This is a genomic window from Georgenia daeguensis (genome assembly GCF_039537705.1).
GTDB lineage: Bacteria > Actinomycetota > Actinomycetes > Actinomycetales > Actinomycetaceae > Georgenia > Georgenia daeguensis.
In genome coordinates this window covers 84,721-111,638 of record NZ_BAABBA010000008.1, presented here as the reverse complement: position 1 = coordinate 111,638, position 26,918 = coordinate 84,721, and the positions used below count along the sequence as shown (strand labels likewise).

Here is a 26,918-nt window from a genome sequence, read left to right as displayed (position 1 = left end):
CGGACCGGCCGGGCGTCTACGCAACCTGCGGTGCGGTCGTCCGGGGGCGTGTCAGCTGTTCGCGCGCAGGATCTCGTCCTGGTAGGGCGCGACGACGGACCGGGAGACCCGGAGGTCGAGCAGCAGGAACGGGCGCTCGGCCGCGGGGCGTGCCGCCCACGGCGCCAGCGCGTCGAGGTCCTCGAGCGTGCGGACGACGAGGCCCTCGGCGCCGACGGCGGCGGCGAGCGCGGCGAAGTCGACGTCGGGGATGAGCATCGGCTCCCGCGTCAGGCCCTTGCGCCCGTAGACGTGCACCTCGGCCCCGTACGCAGCGTCGTTCCACACGACGGCGAGGCCGCGGCCGCCGGCGACCCGCACGGCCGACTCGAGGTCCGCCAGCGCCATCAGCCCACCGCCGTCGCCGGTCGTGAGCACGACGGTCGACCCGGGCCGGGCGAGCGCGGCCCCCAGCACGCTGGGGAAGCCGAGCCCGATGGCCTGGAACGCGGTGCCGACCATGATCATGCGGTCCGGCGAGGCCACCGGCCAGTACATGTTCGCCCAGCCGATGAAGTGCCCGCCGTCGGAGACGACGACGCGGTCCTCGGGCAACAGCTCGCCGATGCGGGCGGCCGCCGAGCGCGGGTCGAGGCGTCCGTCCGGGGCGGTCCCACGGCCGGTGTCGTACCGGCGCGCGGCGAGGACGTCGACCGACTCGCGCCACCCGCTCGGGGTGGCGTCCGCGAGCTCGGTGACCACCGCCGCCGCGACCTCCGCGGCGTCCCCGCGCACGTACCCGCCGACGTGCGGATGCGTCGCCGCGGGGGCGACGTCGATCTGGAAGACGCGGGTGCCGGGGGCGAAGAGCTCGCCGAAGCGCATCGTGAACTGGTTGAGGGACGACCCGACGACGACGGCGACGTCGGCCTCCCGCACCAGCTCCATCGCGCCCGCGGCGCCGAACCCGCCGGCGACGCCGAGGTCGAACTCCGGGCGGGGGAAGACCCCGCGCCCGAGCGCCGTGGTCGCGGTGAGCGCACCGGTGGCGTCGGCCAGCGCCCCGAGCGCCCCGCCTGCTCCCGCGACCCATGCGCCCCGGCCGGCGAGGAGCAGCGGCCGCCGGGCCGAGGCGAGCGCGGCCGCGATCTCGCGCACCATCGCGGCGGCGAACGGCCCGCCCGGCACGAGCGGCGCCGGCAGGCGCGGGGCCGGGAGCTCGGGCACGGGGCCGGCGTCGAGCGCGGCGACGTCGTAGGGGATCGCCAGCACCGTAGGGACGCGGTAGGTCAGCGCGTGCTCGACGGCGATGACCGTCGTGGCGGCGGCGTCCGTGCGCCCGGCGGTGTAGGTGCGCGCCCCGACGGCCGAGGCCATCGCGATCTGGTCCACGTCCCACGGGCGGGGCCCCGACGTCGGCTCGTCGCCGACGACGAGCACGAGCGGCACGTGCGCCTGCACGGCCTCGGCGAGCGCGGTGAGGGTGTTGGTGAAGCCGGCGCCGTACGTCGTCGTGGCCGCGGCGAGCCGGCCGGACGCCCGGTGGAAGGCGTCGGCGGCGACGACGCCGCCCGCCTCGTGCCGCACCGCGGTGAACCGGGCGCCCGTCTGGCGCTCCAGGGCGTCGAGGAAGTAGGCGTTGCCGTTACCCATGACCCCGAAGACGTGGTCGACGTGGGCGGCGAGGGTGACGGCGACGTGGGCGGAAACCGTGGGCATGGCGAAGGCGTCTCCGGGGCTGGCGGCGAGGAACCGTGCGGCGTCCCGCGGCCGGGCGCCTGGCGACTGTGCCGGGTCCCGGGCGCCGCGGACGAACGCACCGGGAGCTCATGCTAGCGGCGCGGGTGGCGCCCGGGTCGCGACCCTCAGCCGCCCAGCGCGTCGCGGATCGAGGCCGCGCTCGCGGCCAGCCGGGCCCCGATCGCGGGCGCCTCGTGCGCGCTCGCGACGTAGACGACGGCGATGGCGGCCGGGTCCCGCCCGCGCAGGCGCAGCGGCACCGCCACCGAACGCACGCTGGGGATCACCTCGTCGTGGCTCTGGACGTAGCCGCGGACCGCGGTCGCCATCGCCTCCTCCGCCAGCCGCTCGGAGACGTCCGACGGCCACTGGTGCCGGGGGAGCACCGAGAGGATCGCCTTGCCCGGCGCACCGACGGTCACCGGGTGCCGGGTGCCCGGCCGCTGGGCCACCGGGGCGGCCGCGTGCCGGGGCTCGACGCTGGTCAGCGTGACGCACTCGTCGTGGTCGAGCACGGCGAGGAAGCAGGTCATGCCGAGCTCGTTGGCGACGGTGGTGAGCTCGGGCAGCGCCTCGGCCTGGAGGTCGGGCGCGACGCCGGCGGCGAGCGCGGCCATCCGGGCGCCGAGGGCGACCCGGCCGGTGGAGTCCCGGCCGACGAGACCGTGGTGCTCGAGGGTGCGCAGCAGCCGGTAGGCGATCGAGCGGTGGACGTCGAGGCGGTCGGCGATCTCGTCGATCGTCAGCGGCTCCCGCGCGTCGGCGAGCAGCTCGAGGATCTGGATCCCGCGGCTCAGCGTCTGCGACGCCGGCACGCTCGTCGGGCTCCGCCCCGGCGGTCGAGAGGTCATCGAGGGCCCGTCCGGAGGGTGTTGCGCACGCCACAAGCCATCGTATACGATCCGTTCCATAGTTGAACTGCGTGTTCGAAAGTAGAACACGTGGGCCCGGTCGACAAGACCTCGACACCGATGTCCGAGGAGGCACACATGCAGTTCCACCACCACGGGTACGTCTCGGGCGACCCCCGCACCCAGCCGGCGGCCGGGGTCGGTCTCGACCGCCCGGACGAGCTTCCCGACGAGGTCGACGTCCTCATCGTCGGCTCGGGCCCCGCAGGGATGATCGCCGCGGCCCAGCTCTCGCAGTTCCCGGACATCACGACGCGCATCGTGGAACGCCGGGGCGCGCGCCTCGAGATCGGCCAGGCCGACGGCATCCAGGCGCGCAGCGTCGAGACCTTCCAGGCCTTCGGGTTCGCCGGGCGCATCATCGACGAGGCCTACCGGATCACCGAGATGAGCTTCTGGCGTCCCGACCCGGACGACCCGTCGCGGATCGTCCGCGGTGAGCGCCCGCCGGACGACCCCGCGGGCATCAGCGAGTTCCCGCACCTCATCGTCAACCAGGCGCGTGTGCTCGACTACTTCGCCGAGTTCATGGCGAGCTCGCCGGCCCGGATGAAGCCGGACTACGGCTACGAGTTCCGCGGCCTGGAGGTCGCCGGCGAGGGCGAGCACCCCGTCACCGTCACCCTCGTCCGCACGGCCGGGGAGGACGCGGGGCAGGAGAAGGTGGTGCGCGCCAAGTACGTGCTCGGTGCCGACGGCGCCCACAGCGGGGTGCGGCACTCCATCGGCTGCACGATGAAGGGCGACCAGGCGTTCCACGCCTGGGGCGTCATGGACGTGCTGGCGGTCACCGACTTCCCGGACATCCGCACCAAGTGCGCCATCCAGTCAGGGTCGGGCGGCAACATCCTCCACATCCCCCGCGAGGGCGGCTACCTGTTCCGCATGTACGTCGACCTCGGCGAGGTGAACCCGGACGACCGTGGGGCGGTGCGTAGGACGACGATCGAGCAGATCATCGCGAAGGCGAACGAGATCCTGCACCCCTACACCCTCGACGTGCGCAACGTCGCCTGGCACAGCGTGTACGAGGTGGCCCACCGCGTGACCGACCGCTTCGACGACGTGCCGCTCGAGGAGATCGGCACGCGCAACCCGCGCGTCTTCATCGCCGGCGACGCCTGCCACACCCACAGCGCCAAGGCCGGCCAGGGCATGAACGTCTCCATGCAGGACGGCTTCAACCTGGGCTGGAAGCTGGGCTACGTGCTGTCGGGCCGGAGCCCGGAGAGCCTGCTGGCGACGTACTCCGCCGAGCGGCAGGTCATCGCGCAGCAGCTGATCGACTTCGACAAGGAGTGGTCGACGCTCATGGCGAAGCGGCCGGAGGAGTTCGCCGACCCCGCGGAGCTCGCCGACTTCTACGTCCGCACCGCCGAGTTTCCCTCCGGCTTCATGACGCAGTACCCGCCGTCGATGCTCGTGGCGGAGCCGACCCACCAGGGCCTCGCCACCGGGTTCCCCGTGGGGAAGCGCTTCAAGTCCGCCCGCGTGGTCCGCGTGGCCGACGCGAACCCCCTCCACCTGGGCCACCAGCACCGGGCGGACGGCAGGTGGCGCGTGTACGCGTTCGCCGACGCCGCCGCCCCCGGCGAGCCGTCGGCGCTGACGGACTGGGCCGAGTGGATGGCGAGCTCGCCGGACTCCCCGGTCCTGGCCCACACCCCGGAGGGTGCCGAACGCGACAGCGTCCTGGAGGTGAAGGTCGTCTTCCAGCAGGGGCACGGCGACGTCGACATCTCCCGGGTTCCCGAGCTGTTCCTGCCCCGCAGCGGACCGTTCCAGCTCGTCGACTACGAGAAGGTCTTCGCCGCACACCCGGAGGAGGACATCTTCGACGTGCGCGGTCTCGACCGCGCCGGGTGCGTCGTCGTGGTCCGGCCCGACCAGTACGTCGCGGCGGTCCTCCCGCTCGACGCGACGGCGGAGCTCGCCGCGTTCTTCCGGCAGCATCTGCTGGTGACGAACCGCCAGCCCGTGGCGTAGACCTGGAAGGGCGACGACCACGGCTTCCGAGACGACGAAGGAGTCCCATGAGTGAGAACCGCGAGACCGAGCTGCTGGCGAAGGTGCCGGACCGCCTCTTCATCGGCGGGACCTGGCGCGACGCCGAGGAGGGGAGGACCCTCAGCGTCTACGACCCCGCGACCGGCGACCGGGTGAAGACGATCGCGGACGCCTCGCCCGCCGACGGTCTCGCGGCGCTGGACGCCGCCTCCGAGGCCTTCCCGGCCTGGGCTGCCACGCCGGCGCGCGAGCGCGGGGAGATTCTGCGCCGCGCCTTCGACCTCCTGCAGGAGCGCAAGGAGGAGTTCGCCCTCCTCATGACGATCGAGATGGGCAAGCCGCTCGCCGAGGCGCGCGGCGAGGTCGCCTACGGCGGCGAGTTCGTCCGATGGTTCAGCGAGGAGGCCTCCCGCATCCAGGGCCGCTACGGGCCGAACCCGGAGGGCAGCGGCCGGATGGTCGTGTCGCAGCACCCGGTGGGGCCGTGCTTCCTCATCACGCCGTGGAACTTCCCGCTCGCCATGGCAACCCGCAAGATCGCCCCGGCCCTCGCGGCCGGGTGCACGGTGATCATCAAGCCCGCCGAGCTCACACCGCTGACCACGCTGTACTTCGCGAAACTCCTTGAGGACGCCGGGGTCCCGGCCGGCGTCGTCAACGTCTTCACCACCTCGACGTCGGGAGCCGTGTCCGAGCCGATCATCCGCGACCGGCGCCTGCGCAAGCTCTCGTTCACCGGGTCGACGCCGGTCGGCCAGCGCCTCCTCGAGCAGGCGGCCCAGGGGGTGCTGCGCACCTCGATGGAGCTCGGCGGCAACGCGCCGTTCGTCGTCTTCGAGGACGCCGACCTCGACAAGGCCGTGGACGGCGCGATCGCGGCGAAGTTCCGCAACATCGGGCAGGCGTGCACGGCCGCGAACCGGTTCATCGTCCACCGCGACGTCGCCGACGAGTTCGCCCGGCGGGTCACCGAGCGCGTGGAGAGCTTCACGATCGGGCGGGGCACCGAGGACGGCGTGACGATCGGTCCGCTCATCAACTCCGACGCGGTCGAGAAGGCCGCCGCCCTGGTGGGTGACGCGGTGCAGCGCGGCGCGAGCCTGCGCACCGGCGGCAGCGCGGTCGACGGGCCCGGGACGTTCTACGAGCCGACGGTCATCACCGACGTGCGCCCGGGCAGCGACATCCTGCACGAGGAGATCTTCGGGCCGGTGCTCGCCGTCGTCCCGTTCGAGACCGAGGACGAGGCGGTCCGCATCGCGAACGACACCGAGTACGGGCTGGTCTCCTACGTCTACACCGAGAACCTCGCGCGCGGACAACGCATGATCGAGCGGCTCGAGACGGGGATGATGGGCCTGAACGTCGGCGTCGTCTCCAACGCCGCGGCGCCGTTCGGGGGGTGGAAGATGTCCGGCCTGGGCCGCGAGGGCGGGGCCGAGGGCATCCACGAGTACCTGCAGACCAAGTACACGCTCACGCCGAACCCGTTCTGAGCCCTTCCAGTCTGGGTGCAGCCGGGCCCTGGGCGCTCCTTGGCGTCCAGGGCCCGGTCACCTCGCGGGCTCCGTCCGCCTGATGTTGGTCCAGCCCGTCCAGCCGCGCTCCTCCAGGAGCTCGAGCAGGCGCGGCGCGCACGGGAAGGACTCGAGGAACGCCGTGTCGAGCAGCGCGACGAGGTCGTCGCTGACCGGGTGCTCCTCCTCCAGGCCCGCGTTCTCGGCCGCCGCGGCCTCGATGAAGGCGGCCACCCGGTCGGCGAGCGCCGGCATCCGCGGGTCCTCCGGCGGGCAGTCGGCGAGCTCCCCGATGTCGAGATACAGGCGGCGCAGCGTCGGGTGCTCGATCTGCATGTGCTTGATGGACATGAGGGCCGGCACCGCGTCCGGCATCTGGGCCGCGATCAGGATCCAGCTGTCGCGCTCGACCTCGATCAGCCGGTCCCGGAACCCGAGCTCGCGCATCCGGTCGAGGTAGGCGACGACCTCGGGCGGCAGCGCCAGGCTGTCCCCGGCCGCGAGCTTGGCGATCCGCTCCCGGTGACGTTGGCGCTCCCGGATCTCGGCGCGCAGGCGGCGGTCGATGTCCTCGACCGCCGCCGCGAACTCCGAGGCACCCGCCGCCAGCAGCTCACGCACCCGCGACAGCGGTACACCGGCATCGGCGAGGGTGCGAATCTTGACCAGCTCGACCACCGCGGCCGCGTCGTAGCGCCGGTACCCGGAGTGGTCGCGCCCGGGCTCGGGCAGCAACCCCTTGGCGTGGTAGTGGCGGACCGCGCGTACCGTCACGCCGGCGTACGACGCGAGCTGGCTGATCGTCAGCATGGCCCTACTCTGCGAGCTTCCTGGTTCCCGCGCACCGTTCCCACGCGGGTCTTCACGCGATCTTGCCGCGGTAGGTGCGCATCGCCAGCGCCCAGGCGACGAGCAGCAGACCGACGCACCAGGCGAGGGCGAGCCAACCGTCGTCGCCGAGGGGCTGCTCGGCGTAGAGGTTGCGGATGGTGTTCACGATCGAGGTGACCGGCTGGTGCTCGGCGAACCAGCGCACCGGGCCTGGCATGCCGGAGGTGGGCACGAAGGCCGAGCTGATGAACGGCAGGAAGATCAGCGGGTAGGAGAATCCGCTCACGCCGTCCACCGACCTCGCGGTCAGCCCGGGGATCACGGCCAGCCAGGTCAGCGCCAGGGTGAACAGCACCATGATCCCCAGGACCGCGAGCCAGGCGAGCACCCCGGCACCGGAGCGGAAGCCCATCGCCACCGCGACGAGCACGACGATCACGAGTGAGGTCAGGTTCGCCACGACCGAGGTCAGCACGTGGCTCCACAGCACGGCCGACCGGGCGATCGGCATCGACTGGAACCGCTCGAAAATGCCGCCCGAGACGTCGGTGAAGAGCCGGAAGGCGGTGTACGCGATCCCGGAGGCGACGGTGATGAGCAGGATGCCGGGCAGCAGGTAGTTGACGTACGTGCCGCCGCCGACGTCGATCGCGCCGCCGAAGACGTAGACGAACAGCAGCAGCATGGCGACCGGCGTGACGGCCGTGGTGATGATCGTGTCCGGGCTGCGCAGGATGTGACGCAGCGACCGCTTGAGCAGGACGGCGGTGTGGAACGAGAAGTCGGTCATCTGGGGATCCTTGCTAGCGGGGACCGTCGTGGCCGACGATCGCGAGGAAGATGTCTTCGAGGGTCGGTTGCTTCTCCACGTGCTCGACCTGGATGGGCGGGAGCAGCTGCTTGAGCTCGGCGAGCGTGCCGTCGGCGATGATCCGGCCCTCGTGGAGGACGGCGATCCGGTCCGCGAGGTGCTCGGCCTCGTCGAGGTACTGGGTGGTGAGCAGCACCGTGGTGCCCTGACCGGCGAGCTCTCGGACCGTCCTCCAGACCTCGATCCGCGACTGGGGGTCGAGCCCCGTCGTCGGCTCGTCGAGGAAGAGCACGGGCGGGTCGCCGATGAGGCTCATCGCGATGTCGAGACGGCGGCGCATGCCGCCGGAGTAGGTGGCCGCCCTCCGCCCGGCCGCGTCGGCCAGCCCGAAGCGGGTGAGCAGGTCGTCCGCGATCCGGCCGGGATCTCTGAGACGTCGCAGCTGCGCGACCAGCACGAGGTTCTCCCGCCCGGTGAGGATCTCGTCGACGGCGGAGAACTGTCCGGTGAGGCTGATCGACTCGCGCACCTTCGCCGGCTGGGTGGCGACGTCGTGACCGTTGACGACGGCGGTCCCGCCGTCGGCCGTGAGCAGCGTGGACAGGATCCTCACCGCGGTGGTCTTGCCGGCGCCGTTGGAGCCGAGCAGGGCGACGACAGTCCCCGCGGGGACGCTCAGGTCGACGCCCCTGAGCACCGCGTGGTCGCCGTAGGACTTGGTGAGTCCGACGGTCTCGATGGCTGGTTGTGGGGTCATGGCGCAAGCCTGCAGCCCTGACCCTGCGTCAAGGTCAAGCCCTGACCCGGTCGGCTCCGCCGGGGCCCGCAAGGCCGTGCGGGGCGGGCCCACGGGCGCGGAGCCGGGGTCAGGCGGTGAGGTGCGCCTCGAGCAGGTCCGCCGCCGCGCGGGTCCCGCCGAGGGCGCGAAGCTCCGCGCCGAGCCGGGCGGCGACGGCGCGGTAGCCCGGGTCGGCCGACACGCGGCGGTAGGCGTCTGCGATCGCGCCCGGGCGCGGCGTGCCCGTGCGCAGGTCGATCCCGGCGCCGAGCCAGCCGATCCGGGCGGCGACCTCCGGCTTGTCCAGGTCGCCCCCGGCGACGATCAGCGGGACGTCGTGACGCAGCGCCTGCAGCACCCCGCCGAAGCCGCCGTTGGTGACGACCACGGAGGTGCGCGGGAGCAGGTGCGGGTACGGCACCATCGGCGCGACCCGCGCGTTCGCGGGGACCGGGCCGGGCAGCGGGTCGGTGCGATGACCCAGCCCCACCACGACGAGCACGTCCTGGCCGGCGAGGGCCTCCAGCGTCGGCAGGATCAGGTCGCGCGGGTCCACGTTCGCCGTTCCCTGGGTCACGTGCACCACCGGGACCGTCGCACCGACGACGTCGGCCCACCAGTCCGGCAGCGCCGCGTCGTCGTCGGCGGCGGGCGCGCCGTCGTCGGTCAGGTCGCCGACGAACCGGAGGTGTGCGGGCAGGTCGGTGCGGGGGTAGTCCAGTCCCGGGGCGCCGGCTCCGACGACGAGCTGGGGGGAGTACCACATGGTCGCGAAGGTCTCGCGGTCGGGGGCCAGGCCCGCCGCGCGGCGGGTGTGCTGGTAGCGCCGCGTCAGGGCGGCCGTCCCGGCTCCCGCGACGGCGCCGAGCACCGTGTCCCGTACCCTGCCCGCCGTCCCGTGGGCGGGGAGGAGGCCCAGACCGGTCGGGGGGATGCCCTTGCCGGGCAGCCACAGCGCGATCGGGGAGACGCTCGCCCACCGTGAACCGAGGTGCTCGGCCGCGAACCGGGTGCCCAGCGCCATCGGGTCGCCCGCGAGCAGTTCCCACGGCTGGCGGTCGTTGGCGGCGAGCAGGTCGGTGCACTGGGCCGGGGCGGTGCCCAGGAAGAGGTCCTCCAGATTGACCAGGACCTGCCTGAAGCCCTTCCTCTCGCGCATGCGGGGGAACGTGGCGGCGTAGTCGCGCTCGTCGAAGTCGGGCGCCGCCTGCCAGGGGACGGTCCGCGCGCCGACCTGCTCGAACATGCCGGTGCAGGACCTGCCGGTGAAGACGCGGACGTCGTGCCCGCGCCGGACGAGCTCGGCGGCGACCGCCCGGATCGGCCGGGCGTGCCCGGCGAACGGCATCGCCGTCATCAGGATCGAGGCCACGAGCCGAGTCTTCCAGGGTGAACCGCCCGCGGGGCGATCCGTGGGGCGGCCGTTCTGATCGAGAAGACCGGGCCGTCGGGGCGGCGGAGCCACCGCCGCCCCGTGTCCGGTCGGCCGAGGGGGTCGGGGCAGCGGGGCGGTCCCCGCGCCGGTGGACCGCTCCTCGCTCGGGCTGAGTCCATCGTGAGCCGTTCGTCCGGTCGTGCCGTTCGGTCGTCAACGCCACCGTAGGCGTCAGACAGTAACCGGACAAGGGTGAAAAGGGGTTAGTCGGGCGGAGCGTTCGTCTAACCTGGTACCGATGCGGGCCGGTGAGGATGGACGCCGACGACGCAGGCCGACGAGCGGAGGTGTCCGATGGCTGCGAGGACGGTCGGCGGCCTGACGCTCCCCGTGCCGGTGGCGGGGCACCCCGCCCTCGAGCTGTGCAACACGCGGGCGAACTGGACCTCGCCCGACTACCGCGAGTACCTGGTGAGCTTCGCCCACGCCGTCACCCTCGCCGTCGACCGCGGCCTGATGGGCACGGCGACCGCCCGCGAGGTCGCCGCGCTGGCGGCGACCGAGCCGGACGCGGCGGAGGCCGCCCTCGGCCGGGTGCTGACGCTCCGGCGCGACCTCTACGCCGTCCTCACCGACCCCCAGCCCGGGGCCGCGGCCCGGCGCCTCGACCGGACGATGCTGGCCGCCCGCCGTCGTCGTCACCTCGTGGGACGGGACGGCTCCGGGCTGCCGGCCTGGAGCCAGGTGGTCGATCTCGACACCCCGCTCGACGTGTTCGCGCGGGCCGCCGAGGACCTGCTCACCTCGGACGCCGGGGAGCACGTCCGCGCTTGCGCGGGCACCGGGTGCGGGTGGCTGTTCACCGACCCCACCCACCGTCGCCGCTGGTGCAGCATGCAGTGGTGCGGGAACCGCGAGAAGGCTCGCCGCCACGCGGCGCGCACCGCACGCGGGCGGACGGCGACCTGACAGGCTGGACGCCATGACGGAGCACATCATCACGGCCACCGAGAAGCGCCCGGTCGGCGGGGTCCTGAGCGGACGGCTGGGCATCACCTTCAGCGAGCTCGGCGCCGAGCGTGCCGTGGCGTCGATGCCGGTGGAGGGCAACACGCAGAGCCACGGGATCCTGCACGGCGGCGCCTCCGCGGCCCTGGCCGAGACGGTCGCCTCGGTGGCCGCCAACCTCCACGCGGGGGAGGGTCGCGTGGCGTTCGGCGTCGAGCTGAACGCCAGCCACCACCGCAGCGCCGCCGCCGGCACGGTCACGGCCGTGGCGACCGCCCTGCATCTGGGCCGCACGCTGGCGAGCTACGAGATCGTCGTCACGGACGACCGCGGACGCCGGCTGTGCACCGCACGGCTGACCTGCGCGGTGCTCGAGGACCGGCGCGGCACCGCCTAGCGCGAGGACCCTCGTGCGGGCCCGCGAGAGGCGCCGCCGGCTGACCGGCGCGAGGCACCGCCCGCTGACCGGCGCGAGGCGCCGCCCGCCGACCGGCGCGAGGCGCCGCCCGCCGACCCGGGTGGGGAGCCGCTCGCTGAGGACGCCGGCGCGTCGGCTCCCGGCGAGAGCATGACCCGCCTGCCGGTGCGGCAGAGGTGCTCGGGGCCGAGGACGGCCACGACGGTCAGGGCGGCGGTCAGCGTGATCGCCGTGACGGCCCACGGGGCGGAGCCGAAGGCCCCCGTCACGTTCGCGACGCCGTGGAGGACGACGACGACGAGCAGGCTGCCACGCGCGCTGTTGAAGACCCAGGTGTAGAGGACCGCCTCGGCGACGACCCAGACCGTGTACAGCACCAGGGGATAGGTGGACATCGTCGGGTCTCCGCCGAGGAGTAACGGCAGGTGCCACAGCGCCCACAGCACCCCGACCACGAGACTGGACGTCAGCGCGCTGTGCCTGGCCTGCAGGGCGGGAAGAGCGAACCCGCGCCAGCCCACCTCCTCGGGAACAGCAGCCAGGAGGTAGCGCACCAGGGCCAGGGCGAGGACGGGCACGGTGCCCAGGGCCGCCAGCTCCTCCTCGAGGGATCCGCGCAGCACGACGGCGAGCAGCAGGATCGCGGGGAAGAGCGCGGCGGCGACGACGAACCACCGGACCCCCACCCGCCACCGCAGCAGCGGGCGGAGCAGCGTGTCCGTCGCGGCCGTGCCGAGCAGGACACGCATCACCACCCACGCCGCGACGCCGGGACCCAGTCCGCCGAGGAAGAACAGGCCCGGGACATCGAGCTGGATCAGCCCCCTGTTGTGCGCGGCCATCGGCCACCAGCCGAGCCAGGTGAGGGCGAACGCCAGCACGTAGAACGCCAGCACGGGCCGCCGCCGGACCCAGCTCTTCAGGGCCACCACGCTCGCCCCTTCGTCAGCACGTCATCCGTCACGCCCCGCCGGAGGGAAGCACCTGGCACCCCGCGTCCCCTCACCGTCGCGCGTGCGGGCGCGCGAGCGCCAGGGGCCTTGGTCCTCTCTCGCCGGAGGACCGGAGGACCGGAGGACCGGAGGACCGGACGCCCGGACGACCGGACGACCTGCTAGGTGCCCGCGCGCGACCGGGCCTCCCGGATCGGCACGGCGTCACCGGGGCCGAACGGCAGCGAGGGGCGGTCCGGCTCGCGGGCCTCCAGCGGCTCGACCTCCGTGAGCTGCTCGTGGGAGAGGACGGCGAGGTCGTGGTACATCCGCGTGCCGTGCGCCTTCCATTCCAGCTCGGTGCCGGTGAGCTCCCGGACCACGCGCGCGGGCGATCCGAGTGCCAGGTGCGCGGCCGGTACCTCCATCTCCGCCGGCACGAGGGAGCCCGCGCCGACGAAGGCCCGCTCGCCGATCCGCGCGCCGTCCAGCAGCACGGCCCCGATGCCGATCAGCGCACCGGCACCGACCGTGCACCCGTGGAGCACCGCCGCGTGGCCGACGTGCCCGTCCTCGCCGACCTCGGTGGTGCGGCCGGGGAAGGTGTGCACGACGCACCCGTCCTGCACGTTCGACCCCGGCCCCAGGACGATGGCGCCGTGGTCGGCGCGCAGGGACGCGTGCGGCCCCACGTAGCTGCGCGGGCCGACCACGACGTCGCCAATCAGGACCGCGCTGGGGTGCACGTACGCCGTCGGGTCGACGACGGGCACCACCCCGGCGAACGCGTAGGCCGTCATCGGCAGCGGGTGGTGGTCATGGTCAGACCGCCGCCCTGACGCCGAGGCCGGCGGCCAGCCGGTCCGCGATGTCGCTGCGGAGCGCCTTCTTGTTGATCTTCCCGACCTTCGTCGTCGGCAGCTCGTCGGTGACCTCGAGGTGCTCCGGCCACTTGTACCGGGCCACCCCGGCGGCCTCCATCGCCCCGTGGACCTCCTGGAGGGTGAGGGTCGCGCCGTCGTGCGGGACGACGTACACGCACACGCGCTCGCCGAGGACGTCGTCGGGCATCGCGACGGCGGCCACGAGCCGGACCGCGGGGAGCTGGTAGACGAGGTTCTCGACCTCCTCGGCGGAGATCTTCTCGCCGCCGCGATTGATCATGTCCTTGTCCCGGCCCTCGACGATGAGGTTGCCCATCTCGTCCATGCGGCAGATGTCGCCGGAGCGGTACCAGCCGTCGGTGGTGAAGGCCCGGGCGTTCTGCTCCTCGGCGCGGTAGTAGCCGCGCAACGTGTACGGGCCCTGGGTGATCAGCGAGCCGGGCGTGCCCTGCGGCACCGGGTTGTCGTGCTCATCGACGAGGAGGACCTGATCGGCGGCCGACATCGGCCGGCCCTGGGTCGTGAAGATGACCTCCTCGGGGTCGTCGAGGCGGGTGTAGTTCAGCAGCCCCTCGGCCATGCCGAACACCTGCTGCAGGGTGCAGCCGAGCGTGCCGGGGACGCGGCGGGCGACGTCGTCGGCCAGCCGGGAACCGCCGACCTGCAGCACCCGCAGCGAGGCCAGCTGCCCCGTCCGGCTGGCCGCCTGCTCGTCGATCCACCGCTTGGCGACGGCGGGGACGACGGCGGTGTGGGTGACGCCCTCGCGCTCGATGGTGGCGAACGCCCGAGCCGGGGAGGGGCTGGGCAGCATGACGACCGTCCCGCCCACCAGCAGGGTGCCGAGCACGCCGGGGCAGGCGAGCGGGAAGTTGTGCGTGACGGGGATGCTCACGAGGTAGACGGTGTCGGCGTCGAAGCCGCAGACCTTCGTGGACTCCTTGGCGTTGAAGGCGTAGTCGTCGTGCGAGCGGGGGATCAGCTTCGGGATGCCGGTGGTGCCGCCGGAGAGGAGAAAGAGGGCGACGTCGGAGCTCGCCGGCTGCTCCGCGTCCCACCGGGCGCGGTGGGCGGCGGCCTCGGCGTCGTCCGCCGGTGCGGCGCACAGCGCCCGCAGGTCGACGGACCCCTCCGCGACGTGCTCGCCGGCGACGAGCAGGTGGCGCAGGCCCGGGTGCTCGGCCGCGAGGTCGAGGGCGAGCCGCTGGTGGTCGAAGTCCTTCAGGACGTCCGGCACCGCGACCGCGACGGCCTCGGCGTGGGCGACGAAGTAGGACATCTCGTGGCGCCGGTGCCCGGGCAGGGCCATCACCGGCACGATCCCGGCCCGGAAGCAGGCCATGGTGAGCACGACGAACTCCCACCCGTTGGGCAGCTGCACCACGATCCGGTCGCCCGACCCGATACCGAGGTCACGCAGCCGCGAGGCGGCGGCGTCGGCGCGGGCGACCAGCTCGGCGTACGTCAGCCGCACCTCCCCGTCGACGACGGCGGTCTCGCCCGCGTGGGCGTCGGCGGCGGCCCAGAGGTGGTGGCCCAGGCTCTCGCCCTCCCAGTACCCGGCGGCGGTGAACCGGTCGGCGAGCTCGGCGGGCCAGGGGACGATTCCTTCGGAGATGGGGCGAACCATCACGACTCCTTCGTGGTGACGACAGCGTCGAGGGCGACGAGCCCGCCGGCGGTGACTCGCAGCGGGTTGATCTCGACGTCCGCCAGGTGCGGGTCGTCGAGGAGGAGGGTGCCGAGCGCGCTGACGAGGTCGGCGAGCTCGGACCGGTCGAGGGCGGGCGAGCCGCGGAAGCCCTCCAGGAGGGCGCGCCCGGCCAGGTCGTCGGGCATGGTGGCGGCCTCGGCGGGGGAGAGCGGCGCGACGCGGAGGCTCACGTCCTGGAGCGCCTCCGCGACGGTGCCGCCGAGCCCGAGCAGGACCACGGGGCCGAAGACCGGGTCCCGGCGTGCGCCGAGGATGAGGTCGACGCCGGCGGGGGCCATGGCCTCCACGAGGAACCGGTCGGCGCCCGCGGCCCGCAGCGCGGCGAGGGCCTCGTCCAGCTCCGCGTGGCTGCGCACGCCCAGGCGGACGCCGCCGATCTCGGTCTTGTGCAGCACGGCGGCGTCCAGCAGCTTGACGGCGACGGGGCCGCCGATCTCGTCCAGGGCGGCGTGCGCCTCGGCGTCGGAGCCGCACGCGCGGCGCGCCATGGTGGCGAACCCGAGGTGCTCCAGCAGCGACTTCGCCTCGTCCTCGTCCCAGGCCGGGCGCGCGACGGCGGCGCGGGAGGTCGCCGGCCCGTCCGGTCCGTCGTCGGTCCTGGCCGCTCCGTCCCCGACCAGCCCGGCGCCGAAGCGGGGTCCGGCGTCCTGACGGGCGTGCTGGCGGCGGGCGTCCTCGACCAGCGCGGCGACGCCGGTGGCCAGCGCGGTCGGGGCGCCGTACGCGGCGACGCCCGCAGCGTGGAGCCGGCGGCGGATCGCGCGGACCTCCTCCGGCGCACCCCCCACGCCGACGAGCGTGGGCACGGCCCTGCCGGTGGAGGCGGCCGGGACCGTGGCGGCCAGGTCGATGCTGTCCGGCTCCGTGAGGGCGTAGGTGGCGACGGCGTCCACGGCCGGGTCTGCGGCGACGGTCTCGAGCACGGCGCCGAACGTCTCGCCCGGGCGGCCGGTGTCCACGGGGTTGCGCTGGTAGGTCAGTGGGGGCAGCAGCTCGCCGAGCCGCGCGACCGTCGCGTCCGCCAAGGGCGGCACGGCGACCCCGTGCCCGCGGAGGCTGTCCATGAGCATCAGACCGGGGCCGGCCTGCGCCGTCACGATGCCGACGCCGGGGTCGGACGCCGGCGCGAGGCGGGTGTGGGAGAGCGCGGCGACGGCGTCGACGAGCTGCTGCTCGTCGTCCACGAGCACCGCGCCCGCCTGGCGCAGCGCCGCGCGCGTGGTCCGCCAGGAGGTGGCGAGGGCGCCGGTGTGGGACTGCGCGAACTCGGCGACGTCGTTGCGGCCCACCACGAGCGCGACCACGGGCACCCGCTCGGTCAGCGCCCGGACGGACTCCACGAGGCGTCGGCCGTCCGCGACCGACTCCACGTGCAGCGCCACCACGCGGGTGGCCTCGTCGTCGCGGAGGTGGTCCAGGACGTCGGGGGCGGTGACGTCCGTGGCGTTGCCCAGCCCGACGGCGAGGCTGACGCCCAGGCCGGCCTCGGCGAGGAGGAAGGACAGGGCGTGGTTGATCCCGCCGGACGCCGCGACCACGGCGACCCCGCCGGCCGGCACGTCCCCGGCCGCAGGGACGAAGCTCGCGGTGAGCTTCTGGGCGGGGGAGAAGAACCCGGAGGTGTTCGGCCCGAGCAGCCGCACGCCGGTGCGGCGCGCAGCCTCGAGCAGGGCGGCCTGGTGGGCGGCGCCGGCCTCACCCGACTCGGCGAACCCGCCGGCGCAGACGAGGGCGGCCTTGGTGCCGGCCGCGGCGGCGTCCTCGACGGCGGAGGCGCAGGCCGCGGCGGGCACGCACAGGACCGCGAGGTCCAGCGGGGCGCCGAGGGCCTGCGAGGCCGCCTCGACGGAGGCGTGCAGGCCGGCGCCGGGATCGGGGTTGCGGGAGTTGACGAGCCCGAGGGCGCCGTCGAAGCTCCGCAGGGAGCGGGCCATGACGGCACCGAGCTTCCCGCCGGAGCGCGAGGCGCCGACGACGGCGACGCCGCGCGGGGAGAAGAGGGGGCGCAGGTCAGACACCGGTGCCTCCCGCGGTCGCGACGAGGTCGGCCCGGCCGGAGAGCACCAGGGTGGCGGCGCGGTCCTCGTCGGCCTGCTCCTCCACCAGGGCGACCGGCAGGCCGGCGGCGAGGCGGGCCTCCTCGGCGAGGAGCACCCGGGTGAGCGGCGTGCCGCCGTGCACCGCGACGAGCGCGGGCCGCTCGGCGCGGCAGGCCGCGACCGTGGCGGCGGCGCCGGCGACTCCGTCCTCGGAGTCCGGGGCGGCGAGCCACAGGGCCCACGGCTCGTCCCTCCCGATCGCCGGGGCGACGTCGGGGTGGCCCCCGCGGGCACCGTCGGCCGCCGGCCACTCCGTGAGCGGGACCAGGGCCCCGCCGCCGTCGGCCACGAAGCGCCGTCCGTCGCGCTCGACGATCCGCGCGGTGCGGCCCGGGAAGACGACGTCGCCCAGGTCGAGCGGGGTGCTGAGCGGGTCACTGCCGTGGCGCTCTCGCCACGCGGCGTCGACGGCGGCGATGAAGCCGGGGTCGCGGCGGGCGATCTTGGCCCGGCCGATGGACCGGCTCATGAAGTGGAACGCGAACTGCGTGGGGTCGAACGCGGAGTGGTACCGGCCGAAGTGCTCCCACCAGGACAGGCTGGGGCGGGCCGAGCCCTGGATCTTCTCCACCGACGGACGGGCCGCCGCCTCGTACGCGGCCAGGGCCTGCTCGACGTCGTCGTGCTCGGCGACGGCGCGGGCGAACTCGATCGCGTCCTCCATCGCCATCTTGGTGCCGGAGCCGACCGAGAAGTGCGCGGTGTGAGCGGAGTCGCCGAGCAGGGCGACCCGGCCCGCGTGCCAGGAGGCGGCCCGGCGGGTGCGGAAGTTCCCCCAGCGGGAGTTGTTGACCAGCAGCGGCTGCCCGTCGATCTCGTCGGCGAAGAGCTTCTCGAGGTACTTCCGGCTCTTCTCGTCGCTCGGCCCGGGGGGCTGGGTGACGTCGAACTGGTCCAGGCCGGCGCGGCGCCAGGTCTCCTCGTCCGTCTCGACGATGAAGGTGCTGACGTCCTCGGAGATCGGGTAGCCGTGGACGGCGAAGACGCCGTGCGGACCCTCCTTGTGGACGAACGTCAGCCCTTCGAACATGTAGGAGGTGCCGAACCAGATGAACTTCGCGCTCGCCTGGACCGCCGAGGGCCCGAACTGGTCGGCGAAGCGCTCGCGGGCGCGGGAGTTGGCGCCGTCGGAGGCGACGACGAGGTCGTGGTCGGCGAGCAGCTCGTCGACGTCGGCCTCGCTCTCGAAGCGCAGGTCCACACCCTCCGCGCGGGCCCGGTCCTGCAGGAGCAGCAGCAGCGTCTTGCGGGAGATGGCCGCCATGCCGTTGCCGCCCACGGTGATCCGCTCGCCCTTGAGCCGGACCTCGATGTCCTCCCAGTGCGTGCCGTGCTCGCGCAGCGCGTCGATGAGCACCGGGTCGGCGTCGTTGATCTTCTTCAGGGTCGCGTCCGAGAAGACGACGCCGAAGCCGTAGGTGTCGTCGGCGCGGTTGCGCTCGTAGACGGTCACCTGGGCGTCCGGACGGCGCTGCTTGATGAGCGTCGCGGCGAAAAGCCCGCCGGGGCCGCCGCCGATGCAGGCTACTGAGAGCGACATGGGATCTCCTACGGTTCACGTCGTCGTGCGGCCACCGGGGGTGACCTGGTTCACCGAGTGTGTAACACCTCAGCGACGGGCGTCAAGCGAGTGAAGCAGAAATGTCGGGCGCGTCCGTGGTGGCGGTCCGCGGCACGGCCGGCCGGGCCGCGGCGTCGTCCCGTCGCGTGCCCGTCGCCTCGTCGATCGCGCGCTCCGCCGCGGGCCGCAGCAGCTCCGATACCTCCGTGAAGAGCTGGTACGCGTCGTGGCCGAGCCAGCGGGCCGGCAGCAGCTCGAGCGGCAGGGCGGGGTCGCGGAAGGGGAACTTGCGCCACTCTCGGAAGAGCTCGATCCGCTCCACGAGCGCCTCGTCCGGACCCACTCGGCCGGACCGGTACCGCGGCAGCTCCGCCCGGTAGCGCTCCAGGAACGTCAGGTAGTCAGAGTTGAGGGAGCCGAGGTCCCAGCAGCGCTCGGCCATGTCCCGGTCGGCCGGCAGCCCCTTGGACCGGGCGCGCAGCAGGTCGAGGCGGACGTCGGGCTCGTGCGCGAACTTCTCCTCCACGCGGGTCAGGCGATCGTGGGGCGAGATCCACGTCGACGCCGCCAGCGGGCCGAAGCCGAGCCATGCGAGCTCCTTGCGCAGCTCCTCGCGCGCCGACCGGGCGGTCTCCGGCACGTAGTAGATGACCATGTGCCACCACCCGTCCCAGCTGGTCCGCGGATCGCTGAAGATGCGTTCGCGACCCTCGTCGAGCACCTGCCAGCTGTGCTCGTTGAGGGCGTAGACGACCTCGCGGCCGTCCGTGCCGGGCCGCGTGTCGAGCCAGCCCTCCTTCTTCAGGCGTGACATCGTCACGCGGGCGGTCGAGGCGCCCACGCCGAACTTCTCCAGGAGCGCGACAAGATCGCGCAGCGGGGCGGCGCCTCCGCGGTACCTCAGGTAGCCGCCGAACAGGTCGACGACGATGGACCGCGGCTTCATCGCTGCTCCTTCATGTGACGTCTCACCACCCGTGGATGGTGCTCGGCGCCGTGCGGCGGTGCCGAATGTGATTCGATTGCTTGACGGTCGTCGGTCAGATGCCGTACACATTACCCGGTGTGAGGTGGTGCACACCACCGCCTCGCGCCGCAGGGTCTCGGCAGACGCCCGCACCACGAGCCAGCTCCTCACCGCGCGCCCGCACCACGAGCCAGTACCGAACCGTACGACCGCCCGCCGGGCGGCGATCCCCGAACCACCTCACCGCAGGAGACAACGATGTCAGCATCCTCCGCCGCGCTCGCGGGGCCCGGGTCCCGCAAGGGCCTCGTCGTCGTCGCGCTCGCCTTCGCAGCCATCGTGCTCGACGGGTACGACCTCATGGTCTACGGGGCCATGGTCCCCGCCCTCCTGGAGCACCCGACCTGGGAGCTCACCCCGGCCGACGTCGGCCTGATCGGCAGCTACGCCACCTTCGGCATGCTGGTCGGCGCCCTCGGCGTCGGCGCCCTGACGGACATCCTCGGCCGCCGGCGGATCATCATCGCCAGCATCATCTGGTTCAGCGTCGCGACCGCCGCCACCGCGATGGCCCCGACGCCCGAGCTCTTCGGCCTCTTCCGCCTGATCGCGGGCATCGGCCTCGGTGGCGTCATGCCCACCGCGATCGCTCTCACGGTCGAGTACGCCCCGCGTGGGAAGCAGCAGTTCTACAACGCGATGATGTTCGTCGGGTACTCCTTCGGTGGCGTCTTCGCCGCCCTGGCGGCGATGGCGCTGCTGGCGGACCACGGCTTCCGCGTGCTCCTCTGGCTCGGCGCCGCCCCCGCCCTGATCCTCGTGCCGCTCGTCTACCGTTACCTCCCTGAGTCGATGAGCTACCTCGCCGGCAAGGGGCGGACCGCCGAGGCCCAGGAGCTCGCCCGCGAGTACGGCGTCGAGCTCGAGGTCCGTTCCTCCGGCGGCTCGAAGAAGGCGCCGGGCGCCCTGCGTTTCCTGGTCACGGGCGGCAACCTCGGCCCGCTGGCCCTGTTCTCCGTGGCCTCCTTCTCGGGGCTGCTGCTCGTGTACGGCCTGAACACCTGGCTGCCGCAGATCATGCGCAGCGCCGGCTACCCGCTCGGCTCGTCCATCAGCTTCCTGCTGGTGCTCAACCTCGGTGCGATCGTCGGCAGCGTGGCCGCGGCCGCGCTCGCGGACAGGATGGGGTCGAAGTTCGCCGTCGGCCTGGCCTTCGGGGCCGCGGCGCTCACGCTGGTCGCGCTGAGCCTGCAGCCGCCGGCCGCCCTGCTGTACGTCTTCGTGGCGGTGGCCGGGCTCGGGTCGATCGGCACGCAGATCCTGGTCAACGGCTACGCCGCGGCGTTCTTCCCCGCCTGGGCCCGCGGCAGCGCGGTGGGCGTCACGCTCGGGATCGGCCGGATCGGCGCCGTCGTCGCCCCGATCATGGTCGGCCTGATCATGGAGTCCGAGCTGGGCTTCCGGTGGAACTTCTACTCCTTCATCATCCCCGCCGTTCTCGGCCTGATCGTGATCCTGGCCGTCCCGCGGCGCACGGCTGCGGCGCGTGCCGCGGCCGCCGTCGAGGGGGAAAAGGTCGCCACCTCGGCGCGCCACGCCTGAGCCGCTCCCGTCGACGGGCGCGCCACGCGCGGCGTGCTGCCTGACCGGCGCACAGGCCGAAGGGTCCGTACCGAGTACCGGTACGGACCCTTCGGCCTCCGTCGGAGCTGGTGAGGAGGAGCTTCCCGAGGCCCCACGTCTGGCACCGGCGAGCGGCGCTCCGCTCCCGAGGACCGCCGCTCGGGCGCCGGCCACGTCACCGCGGCGCCGTGGCCTAGGCTGCGCGACGCCGGTGGTCGGCGACGGCCGCCACGGTTCGGCGTCCCGGGCTGAAGGAGGCTCTCGTGGTCGGTGCGACGACGTCCGTCCGCGGCCCGGCCCGCGCGGCCAGGGCTGGGACTGGCGCGTCCCTGCTGGTGATCCTCGCCGGGATGGCGGGCGCCCTGCACGTCTGGAAGCTCGCACCGGCGCTGCCCGCGCTCTCGGAGGACCTCGGGCTGAGCCTCGTGCAGGGCGGCTTCCTGCTCGCCGTCGTCCAGGTGGCGGGGATGCTGCTCGGCGTGCCGGTCGGGATGGCCGGCGACCGGATCGGCCTGCGCCGCGCGCTGCTGCTCGGGCTGACGCTCCTGACCGCCGGCTCCGCCGCCGGCATCGGCTCGGCCGGGTACTGGCCGCTGCTCACCTCACGCGTGGTGGAGGGCGTCGGGTTCATGCTCGTCTCGATCTGCGCGCCCGCGCTCGTCCGACGGACGGCGCCGCCGGCGCGGGTGGCGCTGCTCACCGGGGTGTGGGGCTGTCACATGCCCCTCGCCGCCGTACTCTCTCTCCTGGTCGGCGGGCAGCTCGAGTGGCGTGCCTGGTGGGGCGCCGCGGCGCTGTTCTCCGGCCTCATGGCGGCAGCCGTCCTCGTCGCGGTCGAGCCCGACCCGGCCTCCGCCACGCCCGGGGGAGCGGCGGGGAGGTTGCGCGCCACGCTGCGCGCCCGGGGGCCGCTCCTCGTCGCGCTGATCTTCCTCCTCTACACGGCGCAGTGGAACGGGATCGTCCAGTTCCTCCCGACCATGTACGCCGACGCCGGCCGTGACGTCGGGAGCGCCGCGGCACTCGGCGCGCTGGTCGCGGGCGTCAACGCGGTCGGCAACCTCGGCGCCGGAGCGGCGCTGCACCGCGGAGCTCGCCCGCCGGTGCTGTGGGTGACGGGCTTCGCCGCGATGGGGCTGGCCGCCGTCGTCGCCTTCGGTGTGGCGCCGCTGCTCGGCCCGGACGTCGAGCTCGGCGTGCGGTACGGGGCGGTCCTGGTGTTCTCCGCCGTCGGCGGGGTGGTGCCCACGACGGTCGTCGCCGGTCTCATGAGAACCGCCCCGAGCGCCGCGGCGATGGGGACGGCTCTTGGCATGGGGCAGCAGCTCAACGCCCTCGGGCAGTTCGCCGGCCCGCCGGTGGTGGCCGCGGTCGCACAGGGGACGGGGACGTGGGACCTCACCTGGACCGTCACCGCGGCGTTCGCCGCGTGCGGGATCGCCGTCGCGTCGCAGGTCGCGCGACGGGCGCCGTCGGTCCTGCGCGGCTAGGGCCCGGCGGCCGGGGCCCGGCGGCGAGCCCCAGCGGCAAGGGCCCGGCGGCGAGGGCCCCGGCGCCGAGGCCCTGCGCCGAACCTGGGCGCCGACGCTCAGCGCACGATGCCGAAGGTGTCCTTGCGGTCGGCGTTCCAGTCGCCGACGAGCATCCGGTCCGTGGTCCGGCCGTACGTGAAGGTCGTGTCGGCGTTGCCGTAGGCGAGGGAGTTCTTGATCATGATCTGGTCCCCCCGCCGCACGGCGAGGGTGTCCTTGCCGTCGCCGTTCCAGTCGCCCGCGAACGCCTTGTCCGTGGCCCGGCCGTAGCTGACGACGAGCTGCGCATCGCCGGACCGGTTGTAGTTGTTGACATAGACCGTGCTTCCCCGCCGGACCGCGAGCGTGTCCTTGCCGTCGCCGTTCCAGTCGCCCACGAGCACCTCGTCGGTGGCCCGCCCGTAGTTGAAGACGAGGTCAGCGTTGCCGCCGCTGTTGCTGTTGCGGGCGTAGACCGTGATCCCGCGACGCACGGCCAGCGTGTCCTTGCCGTCGCCGTTCCAGTCACCGACGAGCACCTGGTCCGTGGACCGGCCGTAGATGAAGCTGAGGTCGGCGGGGCCGGTGGAGTTGGCGTTGCGCATCGCGTAGGCGGCCGAGCTGCGGGCCCCGACGGTCGTCCTGCGGTCGCCGTTCCAGTCCCCGGCGAGAATCGTCGAGCTGGTAGGGCCGTAGGAGAAGACGACGTCGGAGGCTGCGGTCAGGGCGTTGTTGAGGTAGACGGGGTGCAGCTGCGCCGTGGTGGGTTCCGCGGGTGCGGGCGCGGGCGCCGGTGCTGGGGCGGGCGCAGGTGCCGGCGCCGGCGCCGCGACGGGCGGGTGGGTCTTGTTGGCCACGGCCGTGCGCATGGCGGCGAGGCGACCGTAGATGTCCTTGCCGGGGCAGGCGGTGGCGGAGACGTCCATGTGGCCGAAGATCCGGGGCAGGTTCACTCCCGCTGCGAGGGCCGGGGTGCCGGGCGAGTAGATGCCGCTCCTGGTGGTGGCGTTGATGCCGGCGCGGCCGAACTGCCAGGCCAGCACGTTGGTCATGGCGTCGATGACGGCGGTCGGGGCGGCGATCGCGGTGTAGTCGCCCATGGCGGAGATGCCGACGGTGCCGCTGTTCACCGGGGCGGCGTGGGCGCCCTGGGTCATCATGCCGGCGGGCGCGGCCAGGGAGCCGGTGCGGCCCTCGTACACCCGGCCCCACTTGTCGACGAGGAAGTTGTAGCCGATGTCTCCCCAGCCGCGGGTGACCGCGTGGTACTGGTAGATGCCGCGCACCACGGAGGCCGCCTGGGTCTGGGTGTAGCTGTTCGTCCCCGCCGTGTGGTGCACGACGGCGGCGCGCAGCGCCCGGTAGGTGGGCCGCCACGTCATCTTGCTCTCGTCCGCGCCCCACCCGGCACGGGAGGTGATCGAGGGCCGGGGCGGGAGCACCGCGGTGCCCACCGGGGAGGCCGCGACGCTGGCGCCGACGAGCCCGGCGGGAATCACCGAGCTGGAGCCCGGTGCGGCGGGGGCGACGGTCGGCACGGGGATCGGGGTGCTCTCGGTGCCTGCTGCGGCGGGGGCCGGGGCGGGGGTCTGCAGGTCCTCGGAGGACAGGACCGTGATGGCGAGGTTGTCAGGCAGGGCCGACGCCGACCCGGTGATGCGCACCTGGATCGTCTGCGCGCCGCCGGTGATGAACGGGTCGGTGCCGGCGGCAGCCTCGGCGCCGCTCGTGCCCTCCTCGTGGGAGGTCTCGTCCCACTCCGACCAGACGCCGTCCTCCTCCACCCGGACGAAGACCTGCGCGTCCGCGGCGAGCTCCTGCCCGGCCTCCCACGTCAGGCCCGCGACGAGGAACTCGTCGGTGGGGATCGGCTGCGTCAGCACGGCGTCCGTGCTGACGACGGCCGTGTCGGAGGAGGCGGAGAACTCGCCGGTCGGGACGGCGACCTCGAGCCCGGCGGTGGCCACCCGGGTGCGGTCGCCGTCCGCGTCGGTGAGGGCGATGACGACCGGCTCCACGGCGGGCGCCTCGGCACCAGCGGTGGCCTCGGCGCCAGCGGTGGCCTCGGTGCCCCCCGGCGCCGCCCCGGCCGCCGTGGCGGAAGTGGTGGACGCGACGACGAGGGAGGCGCTGAGCAGGATCCCGGCTGTGGCGAGCCGGACGGGGCGAGCGTGCATGCGAGGGACTTCCTGGTCGGGCACATGGCGTGCGGAACTGCCGGCGGCCTGATGGCGGGGCCCGGAGACCTCGCGGTGCTGCGTGCTCGGTGTCACCAACACCATCTGTCACACCAGCACCACCATGGTGCGGCACCTGGCACTCGTTCGTACCCGAAAAGCGGCCACTAATTTTGACCGGTGTCCGTATCCGACCTTGGCCGGAGAGGTCAAGCGGCGCGGACGCGCGATTTCCGTGTGCCCACCGACGCACGCGCCGCCCTGTGAAACCGCCCACACCCGGGGCGGGCGTCGCACCGCGGGGCGTGCGGACGACTGGCTAGGTCGGCAGGTCCGGCGGCTCGGGCTCCTCCTCGCCCCCGGCGGGGGAGGGCGCGGAGGTGCCGGGAGCGGGCCGGTGGAGCACCGCATGCCCCGGACGGACGGAGAGGGTCTGGCGGGCCTCACCGGCCGGGTCGCCGCCGTCGACGCCGGGCACCGAGGCCTCGCCGTCGACGATGAGGGAGTAGCCGCCCGCGCGCCGGGGCGGGAAGACGAGCGTGACCGCGGGGTGCTCGGCCGCCAGGGCAGTGGCGGACCGGCCGGGCGAGTCGACCACCAGTGCACCGTCGACGAGACGCGGCACCACCGCGACCACGTGCGGGCGCTCGCGGCCCGGGCTGAGCAGGTAGGCGAAGTCGTGCTTCGCCATGGCGGGGCCCAGCTCGCCGAGGTCGACCTTGATGCTCATGAGCTCTCCCCTCCGTGCCGCTCGTTCGCATCATGCTCCCGCGGGACGCGGCGCGGCGAGACGGGTCCGGGCCCTGGGCGCCGGAGCACGACCGTCGCCTCGCCGTCGCCCTCGACGTCCCTGAGCGCCTCGTGGCCCGATGCCCTGGCGAGCCGGCTCAGCTCGCCGGCTCCGGCCCGGAATCTCGACGGCGAGGGCGCACCGACCGCGGAGAGCACTGTCACGACCATCACCCCGCCGGGCGCCAGGAGCGCGGGGAGGGACCGGTGCACCGCCGGGTCGCGGAACCGCTGGCACACGATCAGGTCGTAGGGGCCGGTCATGTCGCCGGGCAGCCCCCGGTCAGGTCCGCCCGCCGTGCGCGCACCAGTCCGGCGAGCCCCAGCGCGGCGGCGCGGGACCGGAGCCGGGCGAGCGCGACGGGGGAGACGTCCAGCGCGTCCACCGCGAACCCGTGCTGCGCCGCCCACAGCGTCACCACGCCGAGACCGCACGCCACGTCGAGGGCGGGGCCGCCGTCGGGCAGAGCGTCCTCCAGACCCGTGAGCCCGTCCGGGGCCCGGGGGACCGGGTCCGGGGCGTCGCGGTACCGCGCGTCCCATCGCGTGCCGTCGTCCATGCCACGTTCATACCCGACGCCTCCGCCGACCCCTCCCCGTACGGCGTGTGCGCGTCCGGGCCCGGCGGCACGCGCCACACTGGGCAGATGCCGATCTCCGCCGCGCCGCCCGTGACGGGCCTGCTGCTCGCCGCAGGTGCCGGCCGGCGCATGGGGATGCCCAAGGCGCTGGTCGTGACCGACGGCGTGCCCTGGGTCCGCAGGGCGGTCGACGTGCTGCTCGCGGGCGGGTGCGCCGAGGTGGTCGTCGTCCTCGGTGCCGCGGAGCGGGAGGCCCGGGAAGCCCTCGTCGGTGTCGGCCCGGCGGTGGACGCCGTCGTGTGCACGACGTGGGCTCAGGGCATGGGGGAGTCGCTGCGCACCGGGCTGACCGCCCTGCGGGAGCGGTCGGCGCGGGCGGCGCTCGTCCACCTGGTCGACCTGCCCGACGTCGGGCCGGCCGTGGTGCGGCGGATGCTCGCCGTCGCCGGCGGTCCAGACGCGCTCGCCCGCGCCGCCTACGGCGGCGTCCCGGGCCACCCCGTGCTCCTCGGCGGCGACCACTTCGCCGGCGTCGCCGAGCTGGCGACGGGGGACGCCGGAGCGCGTGAGTACCTGCGCCGGCACCCGCCTGCGGTCGTCGAGTGCGGGGACCTCGCGGGCGGGCAGGACGTCGACGCCCCGCCGCGCTCCTGAAAGAAGCGGCGATTCGGTGGACGCCGGTCCGCCCGGTCGGCATGCTCGGGG

General features: G+C 74.0%; 23 protein-coding genes. 7 read left to right on the top strand and 16 right to left on the bottom strand.

What is annotated here, in order from left to right; genetic code table 11:
- Positions 1-51: 51 nt before the first annotated feature.
- Together ABD774_RS09880 and ABD774_RS09875 are read right to left on the bottom strand one after the other, a co-directional pair.
- Positions 52-1,698 (bottom strand): thiamine pyrophosphate-binding protein, encoded by a 1,647-nt coding sequence (locus ABD774_RS09880; RefSeq protein ID WP_345040446.1) that lies wholly within the window; start codon positions 1,696-1,698, stop codon positions 52-54.
- A 146-nt stretch (positions 1,699-1,844) separates the two neighbouring features.
- The gene (locus tag ABD774_RS09875) at positions 1,845-2,570 is read right to left on the bottom strand and encodes an IclR family transcriptional regulator (RefSeq protein WP_345040444.1); all 726 of its coding nucleotides are present in this window, start codon (positions 2,568-2,570) and stop codon (positions 1,845-1,847) included.
- 138 nt (positions 2,571-2,708) lie between these two features.
- Here ABD774_RS09875 and ABD774_RS09870 point away from each other — a divergent pair, with 138 nt between their 5' ends.
- Both ABD774_RS09870 and ABD774_RS09865 read left to right on the top strand, forming a co-directional pair.
- A complete protein-coding gene (locus ABD774_RS09870) occupies positions 2,709-4,616 on the top strand; it encodes an FAD-binding monooxygenase (protein ID WP_345040441.1) in 1,908 nt (635 codons plus the stop codon).
- A gap of 47 nt (positions 4,617-4,663) precedes the next feature.
- Entirely contained in the window at positions 4,664-6,133 is a 1,470-nt protein-coding gene (locus ABD774_RS09865) for an NAD-dependent succinate-semialdehyde dehydrogenase (RefSeq protein ID WP_345040439.1), read from the top strand.
- 57 nt (positions 6,134-6,190) lie between these two features.
- Here ABD774_RS09865 and ABD774_RS09860 read toward each other — a convergent pair whose 3' ends face one another.
- From ABD774_RS09860 to ABD774_RS09845, 4 genes are all read right to left on the bottom strand, one after another.
- On the bottom strand, positions 6,191-6,964 hold the full coding sequence (locus ABD774_RS09860) for a MerR family transcriptional regulator (RefSeq protein ID WP_345040437.1): 774 nt from the start codon (positions 6,962-6,964) through the stop codon (positions 6,191-6,193).
- Positions 6,965-7,016: 52 nt separating this feature from the next.
- A complete protein-coding gene (locus ABD774_RS09855; RefSeq protein ID WP_345040435.1) occupies positions 7,017-7,775 on the bottom strand; it encodes an ABC transporter permease in 759 nt (252 codons plus the stop codon).
- 13 nt (positions 7,776-7,788) lie between these two features.
- Positions 7,789-8,553 (bottom strand): ABC transporter ATP-binding protein, encoded by a 765-nt coding sequence (locus ABD774_RS09850; RefSeq protein ID WP_345040433.1) that lies wholly within the window; start codon positions 8,551-8,553, stop codon positions 7,789-7,791.
- Between the two features lie 109 nt (positions 8,554-8,662).
- Entirely contained in the window at positions 8,663-9,946 is a 1,284-nt protein-coding gene (locus tag ABD774_RS09845; RefSeq protein ID WP_345040431.1) for a glycosyltransferase, read from the bottom strand.
- A gap of 357 nt (positions 9,947-10,303) precedes the next feature.
- Here ABD774_RS09845 and ABD774_RS09840 point away from each other — a divergent pair, with 357 nt between their 5' ends.
- Both ABD774_RS09840 and ABD774_RS09835 read left to right on the top strand, forming a co-directional pair.
- Positions 10,304-10,918: a CGNR zinc finger domain-containing protein gene (locus ABD774_RS09840; RefSeq protein WP_345040429.1), complete on the top strand. Its 615-nt coding sequence runs from the start codon at positions 10,304-10,306 to the stop codon at positions 10,916-10,918.
- Positions 10,919-10,931: 13 nt separating this feature from the next.
- Positions 10,932-11,354, top strand: coding sequence for a hotdog fold thioesterase (locus ABD774_RS09835; RefSeq protein ID WP_345040427.1), 423 nt, complete (start codon positions 10,932-10,934; stop codon positions 11,352-11,354).
- On the opposite strand, the gene ABD774_RS09830 is transcribed toward ABD774_RS09835, so the two are convergent.
- From ABD774_RS09830 to ABD774_RS09805, 6 genes are all read right to left on the bottom strand, one after another.
- Entirely contained in the window at positions 11,351-12,307 is a 957-nt protein-coding gene (locus ABD774_RS09830; protein WP_345040425.1) for a CPBP family glutamic-type intramembrane protease, read from the bottom strand. The two genes, ABD774_RS09835 and ABD774_RS09830, sit on opposite strands and share 4 nt — an antisense overlap.
- 182 nt (positions 12,308-12,489) lie before the next feature.
- A complete protein-coding gene (locus ABD774_RS09825; RefSeq protein WP_345040423.1) occupies positions 12,490-13,107 on the bottom strand; it encodes a gamma carbonic anhydrase family protein in 618 nt (205 codons plus the stop codon).
- Positions 13,108-13,129: 22 nt separating this feature from the next.
- Entirely contained in the window at positions 13,130-14,821 is a 1,692-nt protein-coding gene (locus ABD774_RS09820) for a (2,3-dihydroxybenzoyl)adenylate synthase (RefSeq protein WP_345040421.1), read from the bottom strand.
- Positions 14,821-16,923, bottom strand: a complete 2,103-nt coding sequence (locus tag ABD774_RS09815) for an acetate--CoA ligase family protein (RefSeq protein ID WP_345040419.1) — start codon at positions 16,921-16,923, stop codon at positions 14,821-14,823. Before ABD774_RS09815 ends, ABD774_RS09820 begins: the two co-directional genes overlap by 1 nt.
- Positions 16,916-18,544, bottom strand: a complete 1,629-nt coding sequence (locus ABD774_RS09810) for an FAD-dependent monooxygenase (RefSeq protein ID WP_345040417.1) — start codon at positions 18,542-18,544, stop codon at positions 16,916-16,918. The genes ABD774_RS09815 and ABD774_RS09810 overlap by 8 nt, the downstream gene beginning before the upstream one ends.
- A gap of 82 nt (positions 18,545-18,626) precedes the next feature.
- Positions 18,627-19,511 (bottom strand): PaaX family transcriptional regulator, encoded by an 885-nt coding sequence (locus tag ABD774_RS09805; protein WP_345040415.1) that lies wholly within the window; start codon positions 19,509-19,511, stop codon positions 18,627-18,629.
- 279 nt (positions 19,512-19,790) lie between these two features.
- Here ABD774_RS09805 and ABD774_RS09800 point away from each other — a divergent pair, with 279 nt between their 5' ends.
- Together ABD774_RS09800 and ABD774_RS09795 are read left to right on the top strand one after the other, a co-directional pair.
- Positions 19,791-21,134 carry an MFS transporter gene (locus ABD774_RS09800; protein WP_345040413.1) on the top strand — a complete coding sequence of 448 codons (1,344 nt, stop codon included), beginning with the start codon at positions 19,791-19,793 and terminating at the stop codon, positions 21,132-21,134.
- A 284-nt stretch (positions 21,135-21,418) separates the two neighbouring features.
- Entirely contained in the window at positions 21,419-22,645 is a 1,227-nt protein-coding gene (locus ABD774_RS09795; protein WP_345040411.1) for an MFS transporter, read from the top strand.
- A 98-nt stretch (positions 22,646-22,743) separates the two neighbouring features.
- On the opposite strand, the gene ABD774_RS09790 is transcribed toward ABD774_RS09795, so the two are convergent.
- From ABD774_RS09790 to ABD774_RS09775, 4 genes are all read right to left on the bottom strand, one after another.
- Positions 22,744-24,843, bottom strand: coding sequence for a peptidoglycan recognition protein family protein (locus ABD774_RS09790; RefSeq protein ID WP_345040409.1), 2,100 nt, complete (start codon positions 24,841-24,843; stop codon positions 22,744-22,746).
- A 319-nt stretch (positions 24,844-25,162) separates the two neighbouring features.
- Positions 25,163-25,573 (bottom strand): hypothetical protein, encoded by a 411-nt coding sequence (locus ABD774_RS09785; protein WP_345040407.1) that lies wholly within the window; start codon positions 25,571-25,573, stop codon positions 25,163-25,165.
- A complete protein-coding gene (locus ABD774_RS09780; RefSeq protein WP_345040405.1) occupies positions 25,570-25,896 on the bottom strand; it encodes a class I SAM-dependent methyltransferase in 327 nt (108 codons plus the stop codon). The genes ABD774_RS09785 and ABD774_RS09780 overlap by 4 nt, the downstream gene beginning before the upstream one ends.
- Complete coding sequence (locus ABD774_RS09775; RefSeq protein ID WP_345040403.1) at positions 25,893-26,192, bottom strand: class I SAM-dependent methyltransferase; 300 nt, start codon at positions 26,190-26,192, stop codon at positions 25,893-25,895. The genes ABD774_RS09780 and ABD774_RS09775 overlap by 4 nt, the downstream gene beginning before the upstream one ends.
- 87 nt (positions 26,193-26,279) lie before the next feature.
- Between ABD774_RS09775 and ABD774_RS09770 the strand changes: the two genes are divergently transcribed.
- Entirely contained in the window at positions 26,280-26,867 is a 588-nt protein-coding gene (locus tag ABD774_RS09770) for a nucleotidyltransferase family protein (RefSeq protein WP_345040401.1), read from the top strand.
- The last annotated feature ends 51 nt before the right edge of the window (positions 26,868-26,918 follow it).

What these genes read in the sequence shown, in the direction of transcription:
- ABD774_RS09775 (WP_345040403.1), bottom strand. Translation starts at nt 26,192, where the DNA reads ATGGACGACGGCACGCGATGGGACGCGCGGTACCGCGACGCCCCGGAC.
- ABD774_RS09820 (WP_345040421.1), bottom strand. Translation starts at nt 14,821, where the DNA reads ATGGTTCGCCCCATCTCCGAAGGAATCGTCCCCTGGCCCGCCGAGCTC.
- ABD774_RS09835 (WP_345040427.1), top strand. Translation starts at nt 10,932, where the DNA reads ATGACGGAGCACATCATCACGGCCACCGAGAAGCGCCCGGTCGGCGGG.
- ABD774_RS09785 (WP_345040407.1), bottom strand. Translation starts at nt 25,573, where the DNA reads ATGAGCATCAAGGTCGACCTCGGCGAGCTGGGCCCCGCCATGGCGAAG.
- ABD774_RS09800 (WP_345040413.1), top strand. Translation starts at nt 19,791, where the DNA reads ATGTCAGCATCCTCCGCCGCGCTCGCGGGGCCCGGGTCCCGCAAGGGC.
- ABD774_RS09860 (WP_345040437.1), bottom strand. Translation starts at nt 6,964, where the DNA reads ATGCTGACGATCAGCCAGCTCGCGTCGTACGCCGGCGTGACGGTACGC.
- ABD774_RS09875 (WP_345040444.1), bottom strand. Translation starts at nt 2,570, where the DNA reads ATGACCTCTCGACCGCCGGGGCGGAGCCCGACGAGCGTGCCGGCGTCG.
- ABD774_RS09825 (WP_345040423.1), bottom strand. Translation starts at nt 13,107, where the DNA reads ATGACGGCCTACGCGTTCGCCGGGGTGGTGCCCGTCGTCGACCCGACG.
- ABD774_RS09880 (WP_345040446.1), bottom strand. Translation starts at nt 1,698, where the DNA reads ATGCCCACGGTTTCCGCCCACGTCGCCGTCACCCTCGCCGCCCACGTC.
- ABD774_RS09790 (WP_345040409.1), bottom strand. Translation starts at nt 24,843, where the DNA reads ATGCACGCTCGCCCCGTCCGGCTCGCCACAGCCGGGATCCTGCTCAGC.
- ABD774_RS09850 (WP_345040433.1), bottom strand. Translation starts at nt 8,553, where the DNA reads ATGACCCCACAACCAGCCATCGAGACCGTCGGACTCACCAAGTCCTAC.
- ABD774_RS09780 (WP_345040405.1), bottom strand. Translation starts at nt 25,896, where the DNA reads ATGACCGGCCCCTACGACCTGATCGTGTGCCAGCGGTTCCGCGACCCG.
- ABD774_RS09770 (WP_345040401.1), top strand. Translation starts at nt 26,280, where the DNA reads ATGCCGATCTCCGCCGCGCCGCCCGTGACGGGCCTGCTGCTCGCCGCA.
- ABD774_RS09855 (WP_345040435.1), bottom strand. Translation starts at nt 7,775, where the DNA reads ATGACCGACTTCTCGTTCCACACCGCCGTCCTGCTCAAGCGGTCGCTG.
- ABD774_RS09805 (WP_345040415.1), bottom strand. Translation starts at nt 19,511, where the DNA reads ATGAAGCCGCGGTCCATCGTCGTCGACCTGTTCGGCGGCTACCTGAGG.
- ABD774_RS09810 (WP_345040417.1), bottom strand. Translation starts at nt 18,544, where the DNA reads ATGTCGCTCTCAGTAGCCTGCATCGGCGGCGGCCCCGGCGGGCTTTTC.
- ABD774_RS09870 (WP_345040441.1), top strand. Translation starts at nt 2,709, where the DNA reads ATGCAGTTCCACCACCACGGGTACGTCTCGGGCGACCCCCGCACCCAG.
- ABD774_RS09865 (WP_345040439.1), top strand. Translation starts at nt 4,664, where the DNA reads ATGAGTGAGAACCGCGAGACCGAGCTGCTGGCGAAGGTGCCGGACCGC.
- ABD774_RS09840 (WP_345040429.1), top strand. Translation starts at nt 10,304, where the DNA reads ATGGCTGCGAGGACGGTCGGCGGCCTGACGCTCCCCGTGCCGGTGGCG.